This window comes from Halomonas sp. BN3-1 (assembly GCF_003056325.1).
GTDB lineage: Bacteria > Pseudomonadota > Gammaproteobacteria > Pseudomonadales > Halomonadaceae > Halomonas > Halomonas litopenaei.
Genome location: NZ_PYVV01000007.1, coordinates 127,988 through 142,189, shown reverse-complemented (window position 1 = coordinate 142,189; position 14,202 = coordinate 127,988). Strand labels below are relative to the sequence as shown.

12 protein-coding genes are annotated in these 14,202 nt (G+C 64.0%); 3 read left to right on the top strand and 9 right to left on the bottom strand.

Going from position 1 to position 14,202, the window contains the following annotated elements; all coding sequences use genetic code 11:
- Positions 1–5: 5 nt before the first annotated feature.
- Together C9F12_RS11540 and C9F12_RS11535 are read left to right on the top strand one after the other, a co-directional pair.
- Positions 6–1,568, top strand: a complete 1,563-nt coding sequence (locus C9F12_RS11540; protein WP_108448966.1) for a tripartite tricarboxylate transporter permease — start codon at positions 6–8, stop codon at positions 1,566–1,568.
- 112 nt (positions 1,569–1,680) lie between these two features.
- Positions 1,681–1,968 (top strand): putative quinol monooxygenase, encoded by a 288-nt coding sequence (locus C9F12_RS11535; protein WP_162816462.1) that lies wholly within the window; start codon positions 1,681–1,683, stop codon positions 1,966–1,968.
- A gap of 29 nt (positions 1,969–1,997) precedes the next feature.
- Here C9F12_RS11535 and nhaB read toward each other — a convergent pair whose 3' ends face one another.
- Positions 1,998–3,539 carry a sodium/proton antiporter NhaB gene (gene nhaB, locus C9F12_RS11530; protein WP_108448964.1) on the bottom strand — a complete coding sequence of 514 codons (1,542 nt, stop codon included), beginning with the start codon at positions 3,537–3,539 and terminating at the stop codon, positions 1,998–2,000.
- A gap of 167 nt (positions 3,540–3,706) precedes the next feature.
- Here nhaB and C9F12_RS11525 point away from each other — a divergent pair, with 167 nt between their 5' ends.
- Positions 3,707–4,180, top strand: coding sequence for a phosphate-starvation-inducible PsiE family protein (locus C9F12_RS11525; RefSeq protein ID WP_197037120.1), 474 nt, complete (start codon positions 3,707–3,709; stop codon positions 4,178–4,180).
- Positions 4,181–4,368: 188 nt separating this feature from the next.
- Here C9F12_RS11525 and C9F12_RS11520 read toward each other — a convergent pair whose 3' ends face one another.
- From C9F12_RS11520 to C9F12_RS11485, 8 genes are all read right to left on the bottom strand, one after another.
- Entirely contained in the window at positions 4,369–4,929 is a 561-nt protein-coding gene (locus tag C9F12_RS11520) for a glycine zipper 2TM domain-containing protein (protein WP_108448963.1), read from the bottom strand.
- Positions 4,930–5,342: 413 nt separating this feature from the next.
- A complete protein-coding gene (locus tag C9F12_RS11515) occupies positions 5,343–6,665 on the bottom strand; it encodes an FAD-binding oxidoreductase (protein ID WP_108448962.1) in 1,323 nt (440 codons plus the stop codon).
- A gap of 275 nt (positions 6,666–6,940) precedes the next feature.
- Positions 6,941–8,308, bottom strand: coding sequence for a glutamine synthetase family protein (locus tag C9F12_RS11510; RefSeq protein WP_045995153.1), 1,368 nt, complete (start codon positions 8,306–8,308; stop codon positions 6,941–6,943).
- A gap of 111 nt (positions 8,309–8,419) precedes the next feature.
- Entirely contained in the window at positions 8,420–9,487 is a 1,068-nt protein-coding gene (locus C9F12_RS11505) for a spermidine/putrescine ABC transporter substrate-binding protein (RefSeq protein ID WP_052704559.1), read from the bottom strand.
- Positions 9,488–9,585: 98 nt separating this feature from the next.
- A complete protein-coding gene (locus C9F12_RS11500) occupies positions 9,586–10,380 on the bottom strand; it encodes an ABC transporter permease (protein WP_108448961.1) in 795 nt (264 codons plus the stop codon).
- On the bottom strand, positions 10,377–11,294 hold the full coding sequence (locus C9F12_RS11495; protein WP_052704560.1) for an ABC transporter permease: 918 nt from the start codon (positions 11,292–11,294) through the stop codon (positions 10,377–10,379). Before C9F12_RS11495 ends, C9F12_RS11500 begins: the two co-directional genes overlap by 4 nt.
- 11 nt (positions 11,295–11,305) lie before the next feature.
- Entirely contained in the window at positions 11,306–12,463 is a 1,158-nt protein-coding gene (locus C9F12_RS11490) for an ABC transporter ATP-binding protein (protein WP_108448960.1), read from the bottom strand.
- Between the two features lie 28 nt (positions 12,464–12,491).
- Positions 12,492–13,781, bottom strand: coding sequence for an FAD-binding oxidoreductase (locus C9F12_RS11485; RefSeq protein ID WP_108448959.1), 1,290 nt, complete (start codon positions 13,779–13,781; stop codon positions 12,492–12,494).
- Positions 13,782–14,202 lie beyond the last annotated feature (421 nt).

The following is a 14,202-nucleotide window of genomic DNA, read 5'->3' as shown; positions in this document are numbered from 1 at the left end:
CTCGCATGGACTTTATCGCGCAGCTTTCGGTATTCGCGCATGCCATCTGGCAGATCCTTACCAACCCCGCGATGGTGGCGCTACTGCTGGGGTCGAGCTTCCTGGGTATCATCTTCGGGGCGCTTCCCGGCCTGACCGCGACGCTCGGGGTCGCCCTGCTGACCACGCTGACCTATTCGATGGACCTTCAGACCGCACTGATCTCGCTGATCGCCATGTACGTGGGGGCGGTCTACGGTGGGTCCTACCCGGCCATTCTCATCAATATCCCCGGCACCGCGGCGGGCGCCGCCACCGCCATGGACGGCTACCCCATGGCCCAACGGGGGGAAGGCGGCAAGGCGCTCGGCATGACCACCACCGCGTCCTTTATCGGCACCCTGATCGGCATGATCGCGCTGATCGCCCTGGCACCGCTGATCTCCGAGGCTGCGCTGCAGTTCACCTCCTATGAATTCTTTCTTCTGGCGCTCTTCGGCATCATCATCAGCGGCACCCTTACGAGCAAGGACCTGGTCTACAAGGGATGGATCGCCGGACTGCTGGGCCTTGCGCTATCGACGATCGGTCGCGACCAGCTTCAGTTCTTCCCCAGGTTCACCTTCGGCCTGCCGGAGCTGGACGGTGGCATCGAGGTCGTTCCGGTGTTGATCGGCGCCTTTGCGATCCCGCAGATCATTCGCACCTTGCGCGACAGGGTAGCCCTCGGCAGTCCCCAGCCCGTCAAGCGCGTGCTGCCCGAATTCCGTGCGGTCTTCCGCAATCTGCGCCACGTCATCCGCTCGGCGTTCATCGGCGTGGGTATCGGTGCCGTCCCCGGCGTCGGCGAGGATATCGCCGGCTGGGTGTCCTACGGCACCGCCCAGAACTCCTCTGCCCACCCTGAACGCTTCGGCAAGGGCGAACCTGCCGGCCTGGTCTCGTCGGAAACGGCCAACAATGCCTGTATTGGTGGTGCACTCATTCCTCTGACGACCCTCGGCATTCCAGGTAGCCCGCCGGCGGTGATGCTGCTTGGCGCGTTGATGCTGCACGGCCTGAACCCGGGTCCGATGATCGCCATCACCCAGCCCAACTTCCTGGTCGAGCTCACCGCCATTATCGCCCTCGCCTCCCTGGCCATGTGGATCAACGGCATGTTTCTGGCCAAGCACGTCATCAAGGTGCTGCGGGTACCCTCGTCGATCTTTCTGCCGATTGTCGCGGTGCTGTCGGTCATCGGGTCCTACGCGCTGGGCCTCAGCCTGCTGAATCTCTACCTGATGGTGCCGATCGGCATCGCCGCCTACTTCCTGGGCGAGATGGACTACCCCATTTCGCCTCTGGTCATCGGCGTCATTCTGGGCCCGATGGCGGATGAAAACCTGCGCCGCGCCCTGATGGTGTCCGAGGGCAGCCTGATGGGATTCTTCGAGCGACCGGTGTCGCTACTGCTGATCGCCGTGATCGTGCTGACCATCGCGTCTCAGATCCCGGCCTGGAAGCGCTATCGCAGCCGCCTTTGGAAAAAATTCAGAGGGCGTGCGCTAGCTGGCAAGCCAGCGCATGGCGCCGACGACCCTCAGTAGCGTCACATCGACAAGGAGACGGGTGTCGGCACCGAGCTGCCGACACCAACGCTCATCCACCCCGCTCTCATCAGTCACCGCTCTCATCCACCCCAGACAGGAGACATTCACCGTGCACGCCGTCATCGTCAGTTTTACCCCGCAGCAAGGGTGTGCCGATCGCCTCGAGGCACTACTGCTGCGCCAAGCCTCGGATAGCCTGGAAAAGGAACGTCACTGCCAGCGCTTCGATGTGGTTCGACTACGGAACGAGAACACCTTCGTCCTCTACGAGCTCTACCGGGACCAAGACGCCTTCAGATGGCATCTGGACACCGACCACTTTCATGCCTTCGATCAGAAGAGCGCACCGCTGGTGGCGGAGAAGAAGGTCCTTCAAGGAGACCTGCGCCAGGCTTGACGCAACCTGGATCTGCGAGCACACCAACCCTACAGCCACCCCATGGCCTGCATCGCCTGATTGGCAGGCACCAGCACGTAGCGTACGCACACAAACCCCACCAGGCTGAGTGCGAGGGTATAGGGTGCGGCCATCCACACCATGCGGCCGTAGGAAAGGCGAATCAGCGGTGCCACCGCCGAGGTCAGCAGAAACAGGAAGGCAGCCTGGCCATTGGGCATCGCCACCGACGGCAGGTTGGTGCCGCAGGCCACCGCCACGGCCAGCAGGTCGAACTGCTCGGCGCCGATGCGCGCAGCGCTTAAGGCCGAGTGGATTTCGCTGATGTAGACGGTGCCGACGAAGACGTTGTCCGAGACCATCGACAGCAGACCATTGGTCACGTACACCAGGCCCAGCTGCTCACTGCCTTGGCGTGACAGCACCAGCTCGATCACCGGTGCAAACAGATCCTGCTCGATGATCACCGCCACCACCGCGAAGAACACCACCAGCAGGGCGGTGAAGGGCAAGGCTTCCTCGAAGGCCTTGCCAAGGGCGTGCTCCTCGGTGACACCGAGAAAGGCGCTTGCCAACACAATGACGGCAAGCCCGATCAGCCCCACCGACGCCTCGTGGCGAGCCAGCGCCACCACCAGCCAGACCAGCACCGCCGCTTGCACCCATAACCTGGCCACCTCGATCAGCGACTGGCCTGCCCGCTCCTGGCGGTCGTGCTCGACCAGGATGGCGCGTACCTTGGCCGGTAGACGCTGGCCGTAACCAAAACAGCGCAGGCTTTCCACCAGCAGGCAGGTGGCAAGGCCTGCCACCAGCACCGGCAGAGTGACAGGCGCCATACGCAGCACAAATTCGCCAAAGCCCCAGCCAGCCTGCTCGGCGATGATCAGGTTCTGGGGCTCACCGACCATGGTCGTGACACCGCCGAGGGCGGTCCCCATGGCGGCGTGGAGCAGCAGCGAGCGCAGAAAGCGACGATAGTCGATCAGGTCCTGGTGGCTGACCTCGGGGAGCCCGCTATCATCGCTGTGGTCATGATCGTCGTGCTGCCCCTTCATCGACGCCACCCGATGATAGATGGCGTAGAAACCCACCGTCACGCTGATCACCACCGCGATCACCGTCAAGGCATCCAGAAAGGCGGAGAGCGCTGCCGTCGTCACGCAGAAACACAGCGACAGCAGACGCTTGGACGTGACACCGATCAGCAGGCGTGTGAACGCCTTGAGCAACAGCTGCTTCATGAAAGTGATGCCCGCCACCATGAACACCAGCAACAGCAGGACGTCCAGGTTGAGCGCCACCTCGTGCATCACACTGTCGGGGCCGGTCATGCCGATGGCCACCGCTTCCAGTGCCAGCAGCCCACCAGGCTGCAACGGATAGCACTTCAGCGCCATGGTCAAGGTGAAGATGAATTCGACCAGCAACAGCCATCCCGCGACGAATCCCCCAGACCAGGCGTAGACCAGCGGATTGATCACAAGGCAGACCAGGATGGCGGTCTTGTACCAGTCCGGCGAGGGACCGATAAAGTTGCGAAAGAAGGCCTGGGGCAGCGTCGTCACCATCGACCGGCTCCTTGTCGATACGGCGGCGTTTCAGTATGCCGGTGAAAAGCGGCGCAATCCGCGTGACTGCGTCAACAAACCGCCCTGAACCAACGGAGTATCGGCTTGTCACGCCTACCACGCCGGGCTAGCGTGAAAGACGCCACCACACCGATGAGGAATCGCCTGTGAAATGGGCTCGCACCAGCCGCGACAAGATGCACCATCACGCCGATACCATCGGCAACCTGCTCGTGGAAGGCTTTCACTACCTGGGACTCTTCGTCATCGGCGGGATGATCGCCTGGGCCTCGGTGGTCGCCTTCCTCGACATGCTGACCAGTGGCCACGCCAGCGTCGACGACATCCTGCTGCTGTTCATCTATCTTGAGCTGGGCGCCATGGTGGGCATCTACTTCAAGACCAATCACCTGCCGATTCGCTTCCTGTTGTATGTCGCCATCACCGCCCTGACCCGCTACCTGATCGGTGACATTTCCCACCACCCCAAGCCCGACGCCGGTCTCTTGTACCTGTGCGGCGGCATCTTCCTGCTGGCCCTGTCCGTGCTGGCGGTGCGCTTCGCCTCCTACAAGTACCCCTCCAGCAAGCCCATCGACGCCCTCGGCAAGGTGGTCAACAAGACCAACAGCGATCTGTAGGGCGCCCGGGGCCAGCGCCCCTGCCCTCGCCCACGTTCACGTTCAGGTTCACAACTAGAGCGACGACAACAGCCCCCGCCAGCCAGCATCGAAAGATACCGGTTGGCGGGGGCTGGGTGTTTACGCGAAGGCTGAAGACCGGAACCAGGTTCCCGCCAGGACTCTATAAGGGCTCTATCAGGGCTCTATCAGGACTTGTCGGGGGTACCCCGGACCACGTCCCACTGGGGCTGACCCTGCTCGATCAGCACACGCTCGCCGTCGGGCGCCTGCTCCAGACGCGCCACCTGACGCACGCCGTCATACTCCCAGGCCACGTCGTAGCCCAGGGTCTTTTCACGGGTGTCGTTGACGGTGTGGCACCGCTGTTCGGTGGTGGTATAGGTCTGGCCGGCCTCGACCCGACGCTGCACTTCGCGTCCGGCGAAGCCACCGCCGATGGCACCGGCCACGGTGGCGATCTTGCGGCCGCTGCCACCGCCGATCTGGTTGCCCACCAGGCCACCGACCACCGCACCGGCAGCGCTGCCCAGAATACTGTGCGGATCCCGGGTCGGCGCCTGGCGTGTCACCTGAACGTTCTCGCAGACCTCTCGCGGCGTGGAGACGGTCTCGGTGACCGGCGTGACGGCGGCAATATCGGCGAACTGCGGCCCCTGGGGCGCCTGCTGCACCTGCCAGGCGCCAAATGCCAGGCCACCAAGGCCAAAGACCGCGAGGGTGGAACCGACGATGATCGACTTGCTCATGCTGTTCTCCTTGCTCCGCCAGGGCGCTCGCTTAGCGTGCGAGAGGCGCCACGGCAGATGTCTTGGCGATGTGATAACCCTATCCTAGTCGTTATCGAACAGCGTTCGAAGAACCATGGAGCCACTTGCAAGTTGTTTGTGAGGCTGTCGCAACTCACCGACAAAGGTGCCCCCAATCGGCGACGACGGGCGCTGCTGCCCTCGCCTCTTATGCCATTGGCACACCCCTGCCCACACATCACAACGCCTCGCTGCCGGAGGCAGCGAGGCGTTGGGCGAGACGCAGTAATGGGCCTCACAAGCCGGGAGCGCGGGTCACGGAGCGATCCCGCTGCCATTGGCTTGCCCGCACTATCAGTGGCAACGGCCTGTGGCAGCGGCCTATGGCAAGGCCCCGTGAAACCGACCAGCGGCTAGATGCCCAGCTTGTCCCGGGTCTGGTAGTACCAGGCGCCGATGGCGGACAGCGGCACCCTGAGCATGCGGCCGCCAGGGAACGGCAGGTGCGGCAGGCCGGCAAAGGCATCGAAGCGCTCGTCACGTCCGGTCATCACCTCGCTGATCAGGCGACCGGCCAGGTGGGTGCACGTCACGCCATGACCGGAGTAGCCCTGGGCGTAGTAGACGTTGTCATTGATCACCCCGAACTGGGGCAGTCGGTTGAGAGTCATCAGGAAGGTCCCGCTCCAGGCGTAGTCCACCTTGACCGTCTTGAGCATCGGGAAGGTCTTTTCCATCTTGGGACGAATGACCGCCTCGATGTCCTGGGGGTCCTCGCCGCCGTAGTTGACTCCCCCGCCGTAGATCAGGCGGTTGTCGTGGGTCAGGCGGAAATAGTCGAGCAGATAGTTGCAGTCTTCCACCGCCATGTTGTTGGGCAGAAGCTCCCGGGCCAGGTCCTCGCCGAGCGGCTCGGTGGTGATGATCTGGGTGCCGCAGGGCATCGACTTGGCCTCGAGCTCCGGCATCACGCCGCTCATGTAGGCGTTACCCGCCATCACCACACGCTCGGCGCGAACGCTGCCGTTGCGGCTCTTCAGTACCACCGGCTGGCCGTGTACCAGCGACTCCACCGGGCTCTGCTCGAAGATCACACCGCCCAGGGACTCCAGCGCCGCCGCCTGGCCCAGCACCAGGTTCAGCGGATGCAGGTGACCGCCGGAGTGGTCCACCAGGGCGCCGGTATAGCGATCGCTGCCCACCTCGCGGCGACAGGCGTCGCCTTCCAACAGCTCCAGCCCGTCGTGGCCGTAGCGCTGCCACAGCGCCTGATGCTCGCGCAGCCCCTTGAGCTGGCGCTCGTTGCAGGCGGCGAACAGGTTGCCTTCACGCAGGTCGCACTGGATGTCGTAGCGGGCGATGCGCTCACGGATGATGCGATTGCCCTCGAAGGCCATGTCGCCGAGGGCACGCGCGGTGTCGGCGCCGTACTTGTCCTCGATCACGTCCATGTCGCGGCTGTAGCTGTTGACGATCTGACCGCCGTTGCGGCCCGAGGCGCCGTAACCGACCCTGGCCGCCTCCAGTACCACCACCTTGAGCCCCTGCTCCGCCAGATGGAGCGCGGCGGAGATGCCGGTGAAGCCGGCCCCGACCACGCAGACATCACAGCTCACCTCTCCCTCGAGGGCCGGGCGCTGGGGTGAGGCATTGGCCGAGGCGGCATACCAGGACGCGGCATGCTGGACCTCGGCGGCCCCTCCACGGGGATCGGTAGCGGTGGAACGGCTGGACATGACGGACTCCCAAAGTGGTTATTTTATTCAACACTAGATCGCATTCTACGCGGCGAAAGGAGACATCTTCAAGATAAAGACATGGAATAATCACCACCACGCACCGACGCCATAGCCCCACAACGCAGCGAGCCAGGCACCTGGCCTGGCTCGCTGATGGTGCCTCATGCCACCTTCTCGGGATCGCGTCACCTTCTCAGGCCTACGCCACTCTCTGAGCTTCGCGCCACCTTCTCAGGCTTGCGCCACCCCGGGACGTCCTCCAAAGCGGCGGCTCACACCCGCAACAGCAGGTGCTCACGCTCCCAGGACGAAATCACCTGAAAGTACTCACGGTGCTCGGCCCGCTTTACCGCCAGGTAGCTGTTGGTAAAGCGCTCGCCAAGGATACCTGCCAGGGCGTCACACTCGTGCAGCAGGTCCAGCGCCGGTCCGATATCGTCGGGCAGCTTGTTGCCGCCGGACCAGGCCGAGCCGACCATGGGCGGGCGGGGCTCCACCTGGCCGAGCATGCCGAGGTAACCACAGGCGAGTGACGCCGCCATGACCAGGTAGGGATTGGCGTCGGCACCGGCCAGTCGGTTCTCGACCCGGGTGGCCTCGGGCCCGGAGACCGGCACGCGCAGGCCCACGGTACGGTTGTCCATGCCCCACTCGACGTTGATCGGCGCCGAGCCCGAGGTCTCGGTACGCAGCAGCCGCCGGTAGGAGTTGACGTTGGGGGCCAGCAGCGGCATCGCCGAGGGCAGGTAGCGCTGCAGGCCGCCGATGAAGTGGTGGAACAGACGGCTGGGCTGGCCATCCTCGCCGGCAAACAGATTTCGTCCGCTGGCCGGGTCGATCAGGCTCTGGTGAATGTGCATCGAGCTGCCCGGCTCGTTGGCCATGGGCTTGGCCATGAAGGTGCCGTACATGCCGTGGCGCAATGCGGTCTCGCGCAGCACCCGCTTGAACAGCACAACCTGGTCGGCCAGCGCCAGCGGATCACCGTGCTGGAAGTTGACCTCCATCTGCCCGGCGCCCTCTTCGTGGATCAGGGTATCCAGATCCAGATTCATCGCCTCGCAGTAGTCGTACATCTCCTCGAACAGCGGATCGAACTCGTTGACCGCATCGATGGAGAAACTCTGGCGGCTGCTTTCCTGGCGACCGGTGCGCCCCACCGGCGGCTCCAGCGGGTAGTCGGAGTCGGTATTGGTCTTGACCAGGAAGAACTCCACCTCCGGTGCCACCACCGGGACCCAGCCACGTGCCTGGTACAGCTCCAGCACCCGCTTGAGCACATAGCGCGGCGCCAGCTCCACCGGCTCGCCGCTCAGATAGTGGCAGTCGTGGATGATCTGGGCGGTAGGATCGTCGGCCCAGGGCACCAGGAAGACGGCGTTGGGGTCAGGCACCAGCTCCATGTCCCGCTCGGCAGGATTCCAGAAGCGGATGTCGTCATCGTCGGGATAGCCCCCGGTGACGGTCTGGATAAAGATGGAGTCCGGCAGGCGCGGTCGTCCGCCATTGAGGTACTTGCCCGCGGGCATGATCTTGCCCTTGAGGATGCCGGTAAGGTCGGTGACCAGGCACTCGACCTCGGTGATGCCGTACTGCTTGAACCAGTCGCTGAGCGCTGGGCTTTCCTGGCGGTTACTCATGAGAGTGTTCCGTTACGTGAGTGTCTCACTCGGTGGCCGAGCCCCGACGTCGCCGGGGCTCTTTCCTTGTAGGGCGGCCCGGGGCGCATCAACGCCCCTGGGCCAATCCCTTCACCGAGCCTTTACCTCTGACCACAGTTGCTGAAAGGTCTGCAGTTGCTGACCGGACAGGCTGGGAGTGAAGACAAGCCGCGCCATGTCCTCTTCGCTGGGCTGGGTCGGCGGCTGGGTCAGCACCTCGTCGAGATGCGGGCGCGCCGCCTCGTTGGGGCTGGCGTAGTAGTTGTAGTTCGACAGCTGGGCACCGATCTCGGCGTCCAGGATGAAGTCGATGAACTTGTGCGCGAGCTCCGGGTTGGGTGCCTCGGAGGGGATGACCATGGAGTCGACCCACATCTCGGCGCCTTCGTCGGGAATCACGAAGTCCAGATGTTCGAAGGTCTCCGGGTCCTCATCCTTGAAGTACAGGTAGTCGCCGTTGAAGGACATGCCCACGTGGGTGACGCCCCGGGCCAGCTGCTGCAGGGTCGGTGTGCCGTCGGTGAAGCCCGAGAAGTTGTCGCGATTCTTGGTCTCGATCAGCAGTCTGGCGGCATTCTTCAGGTCATCCAGACCACTGCAGTCGAAGCTCGCGCCCAGATAGGCGCAGGCGCTGCCGGTGGCGACCTGGCCGTCCTGGATCATCGAGAACGGATAGTCGCCGTTGACCTCGGGGTCGAACAGCAACGACCAGCTCTTGGGCGCATCGGGGAAGGTCTCGGTGTTGTAGACAAGGCCCGTGGTGCCCCACTGGTAGGCAGCGGAGTACTCGGCACCGGGATCAAAGCTCGGATCCTTGAACTGCGCCATCAGGTTGTCGAAGTTCGGAATCTGCGAGCGGTCGAGCTTCTGGATCAGGCCGGTCTCGATCATCCGCGGAATGTAGTAGTTCGACGGCACCACGATGTCGTACTGGGAGGTGCCACCGGCATTGAGCTTGGCGATCATCTCCGGGTTCGAGTTGAAGTAGTTGGTCACCACCTCGACGTCATACTTTTCCTCGAAGGCCTCGATGATCTCGGGGTCCATGTACTCGGTCCAGTTGAACAGGTACAGCTTGCCCTCTTCAGCCTGGGCGACGCCTGCGAGCATGGCGGCGGCCACGGCGAGGCCCAGGGCGCTGCGAGTCTTGTTGAGCATCGTTGCTTTCTCCTTGTATTGCTTGGTCTTGTCTGGGTACGTCAGGTGTTGAACGATCTGTTCCGAGATTGCCGCTGTGTCCGCCAATGGCACAGGCGTCATGCCTTGCGCCGATTGACGACGAGGCTTGCCAGGGCGGCCAGCGCCACCGCCGCGATCATCAGTGTGGCGATGGCGTTGATCTCCGGTGACACCCCCTTCTTGATCGCGCCCCAGATATAGATCGGCAGGGTCGCGCTCTCCGGGCCGGAGGTGAAGAAGCTGATGACGAAGTCATCCACCGACAGGGTAAAGGAGAGGAAGAAGGCCGATATCAACGCCGGCTTGATGGTCGGCAGCATGAAGTGCACCACTCGCTTAAAGGGCGATGCATACAGGTCCTTGGCCGCCTCGAACAAAGACGGATCCAGGCCGACGAAGCGCGAGTAGACGATCAGCGCGACGAACGGAATCTGGAAGGTGACGTGGGCGATGATCATGGTGCCCAGCCCCGGCCCCAGGAGCCCGGTCAGCTCGTGTACCTTGACGAAAAAGGCCATCTCCGAGATACCGAAGACGATATCCGGCAGCACGATCGGCAGATAGATCAGCACGATCAGCCAGCCCAGCTTGCGGTGACGGTGGCGATACATGCCATAACCGATCAAGCAGCCGATCACCAGGGCGATCAGCGAGGACGTCAGCGCCAGCACCAGGGTGTTGCCGAAGGCGCTCATGATCTGGTCATTGGCGAACAGCTGGTGGTACCAGCGCAGTGACAGTCCGGTCATGCTGGCCGCGCTGTTGGCGGCGTTGAAGGAGAACAGCACCACCACCGCCAGCGGCAGGTAAAGAAACACCAGGGTCAGCCACCAGAAGGCACTCAGACCTCGCTTGAGTGTGCGCTTTCTCATATCACCACCTCCTCACCGCCGCCGAGTCGCTTGCCGATCCGGCGCATGGCATAGAGTCCGGCGAAGGTCGCCAGCAGCATCAGGATGGCGCCGGCGGCGCCCAGCGGCCAGTTCGACCCACCGGAGAACTGGTTGGCCACCAGATTGCCGAGCATCAACGCCTTGCCGCCGCCCAGCAGTTCCGGAATCACGTACATGCCGAAGGCCGGAATCGCCACCAGCACGATCCCGGCGAGCAGCCCCGGCAGGGTCTGGGGAAAGACCGCGTGCCAGAACGCCTTCACCGGGGTGGCGTAGAGGTCCTGGGCGGCCTCCACCTGGGCGGTGTCGAGCTTCTCGAAGGCGGCGTACAGCGGCAGCACCATGAACGGCAGGAAGTTGTAGACCAGCCCCAGGGTCACCGCGAAGTTGGACGGGTAGAGCCCCATGTTGGGGGCGATCAGCCCCAGCGACTCGGCGACGCTGGAAAGCGGCGTACCCGGCGCCAGCAGATTCATCCAGCCGAAGGTACGGATGACCTGATTGGTCCAGGACGGCACCACCACCAGCAGCAGCATGATCGGCCGCCATTTCGCCCGGCAGGTGGTGATGTAGTAGGCGATCGGATAGGCCACGATAACCACCAGGCCAGTCGCCACCAGGGTCTGCCACAGCGACCTCAACAGGGTGTAGAGGTTGCCCGGGCTCCAGCCCAGAAAACCGAAGCCGGCAAGCTGCTTGAACGAATCGAGCGACAGCGGCATCTGCGGCAGGCCGTAGGGCCCGTTGGTCATGAAGGCCACGCCCATCAGGTAGGCGCTGGGCAGCACCAGAAAGACGATGATCCAGGCCGCGCCGGGTGTCACGGTAAAGAGAAGATGGCGCGCTTCTCTGACCATGCCCTGGCTGCGTCCGAGGACAGCGGTATCGGTCATGACATGCCCCCTCAGTTGGCCACGGTGACGAGGTCTTCCGGGGCGACCACCAGGGTCACCTCGTCGCCGACCTCGGGCAGTCGGCGCCCGCGATTGTTGATGGTGGCCTGCAGGGTGGTGTCACCGACCGCGAGACGGAACTCGGCGTGGCTACCACGATAGAGCCGTTCGGTGATCCGCCCGACCAGGTGGTTCACCCCTTGATGACGCCCCAGACGCACGTCCAGCGTCTCGGGGCGAATCAGCAACAGCTCACCGCCTCCCTGCTGTGGCGTGTCGAGATCGGGCTCGAGCTCCAGCTCGCCAAGCTCGGTGGTCACGCGCTGGCCCTGGCGGGCGCTGATCGGATAGAGGTTGGCATGGCCCATGAAACGGGCGACGAAGGCATTGACCGGGCGCTCGTAGACCTCTCGAGGAGGCCCCACCTGCTGGATGGTCCCGCCATTGAGCACTGCGATACGGTCGGACATCACCATGGCCTCGTCCTGATCATGGGTCACGAAGACGAAGGTCATGCCCAGGCGCTTCTGTACCCTCAGCAATTCGACCTGTAGCTGGCTGCGAAGGCCGGCGTCGAGCGCCGACAGCGGCTCGTCCAGCAGCAGTACGTCGGGCTCGCAGACCAGCGCCCGGGCCAGGGCGATGCGCTGACGCTGTCCGCCGGAGAGCTGATCGATGCGCCGATCGATCAGATCGCCCAACTGGATGAACTGGGCGATGCGCTCGACCCGTGCCTCGCGCTCGGCACGATCGACACCGCGCATCTTGAGGCCGAAGGCCAGGTTGTCGCGCACCGACAGGTGGGGAAACAGCGCGTAGGACTGAAACACGGTATTGACGCTGCGATGGTGCGGCGCCACCTCGGTGACGTCGCGCTCACCGATGGTCAGGCGTCCCTGATCGGCGTCTTCCAGACCCGCCAGGATGCGCAGCAGCGTGGTCTTGCCACAGCCCGATGGGCCCAGCAGGGTAAAGAACTCGCCGGCCTCGATGGTCAGATCGACGCCATCGAGCGCCACCGTACTGGCACCGAAGCGCTTGTGCAGGCCCTGCATGTGGATCGCGGAGGCGGTCCGCTCGGAGCCGGCGGCATCGACGCCCGGGCGTGCGCCATCATGGGGCTCATCCCGGCGCTGTGAGTGGCGCTCGGCGGTGGAGGTCTCGGTCATAGGGGCATTCCTCGTCGTTGTCGGCAGCTCACAGCCGATCGCGAAGCTTGTAGAAGTGGGTGGCCAGCAGCAACAGCGGTGTTCTCAACAGGCGACCGCCGGGGAAGCGACGATGGGGCATGGCGGCAAAGACGTCGAAGCGCTCGCTCTGCCCGGCAATGGTCTCGGCCAGCAACTTGCCGGCCAGTCCCGCCATGGCCATGCCATGACCGGAGTAGCCTTGCGCATAGTAGAGGTTGGCGGCCAGTCTGCCGAAGTCAGGGGCGCGATTGAGCGTGATGGCCACGTCACCGCCCCAACGGTAGGCGATCTCGACATCATCGAGCACCTTGAACAGGCGCCGGATCTTGCCGTCGATGCGCGCCTCGAGCCCCTTGGGCGGGCGCCCGTCGTAGCTGACTTCACCGCCATAGATCAGGCGTCGATCCGCCGACAGCCGATAGTAGTCGAGCACAAAATTGGCATCGGCCAGGGCGTCATTCTTCGGCAGCACCTGGGCCGCCTGCTGCTCGCTCATCGGCTCGGTGGCGATCATGTAGTTGGCACAGCGCATGATGCGCCCGCGCATCTCCGGCAGCAGGTCGATGCCGTAGGCGTTGGTCGCCACCACCACACTATCGGCGGTGACCTCTCCGCCGGCGGTCTTCACCCGGGCAGGCTCGCCTTTGGTCACCGCGGTGACCGGGCTGTGCGAGTGGAAGATCGCCCCCGCCTGCTGGGCGGCCCTGGCCAAGCCGAGGGTATAGTTGAGCGGATGCAGGTGCCCGCCCTCGGCCTCCCACAGGGCCGCCGGGTAGGCGTCGGTGACCACATGTTCGCGCAGCGACTCGCCCTCGCGCCATTCAAGCGCCTGGTAGTCGTACTTGTGCGCCATGGTCTCCTGGAAGGCGCGCAACTCGCGCACATGGCGCGGCTTGACCGCCGCGTGCAGGTAGCCCCAGGCAAGGTCGCAGGGAATGGCGTGACGCTCGACCAGCTGTGCGGTCAGGCGCACCGCTTCGCGGCTCATTTCCCAGATATCGCGGGCCGCCGACAGGCCAAGCGCCTGTTCCACGGTGTCCATGTCGGTACCTAGCCCGGGCAGGATCTGGCCGCCGCTGCGACCGGAGGCGCCATGGCCGACGTCATGGGCTTCCAGCACCACCACCTTGTAGCCTTGCTCGGCCAGATGCAGCGCCGCCGAACAGCCCGTCACCCCGGCCCCGATCACGCAGACGTCAGCGCGAACGTCGCCCTCTAGCCTGGGTGTCGGCAACAGCTCGACCCGGACGGAATCGCGGTACCAGGAGGCGGCCTCGGACGTGGAGGAATCTGTCATAGAGAGTCCGTATTGGTTGCGCAATGCGCTTGTTGTTATTGAATCTCGCACCTTCGCATGAAGGTGACACCGACAGTGTGCCACTTTCTCGCCACCAGGCGTCAAGTATCCAATAACACTAAATTCCTGACTTCAACGTCAGCGATTCGATACGCATCGCCTTTAACAGCAAGGCAAGCTGAACGTGCCCCTCTTGCGCTCGACGCACAGGCGCGCCAAGCCGCCGCCTGGCACCGACCAGATCAGATCGGGTCAGAGGTGGGCCGGACAGGCTCCGGCAGGGACTGTCGAGTATATGCGAGACCGCTGGGGCAAGAAATGTCGGGCAGGAGCGGCGGACGCCCGTTCAAGGGCGTCCTCTCCTGCCACAAGGAAGGGATTTCAGGACAGTTGCCAGGCTCGGTCTAAGATACCGTCGAGC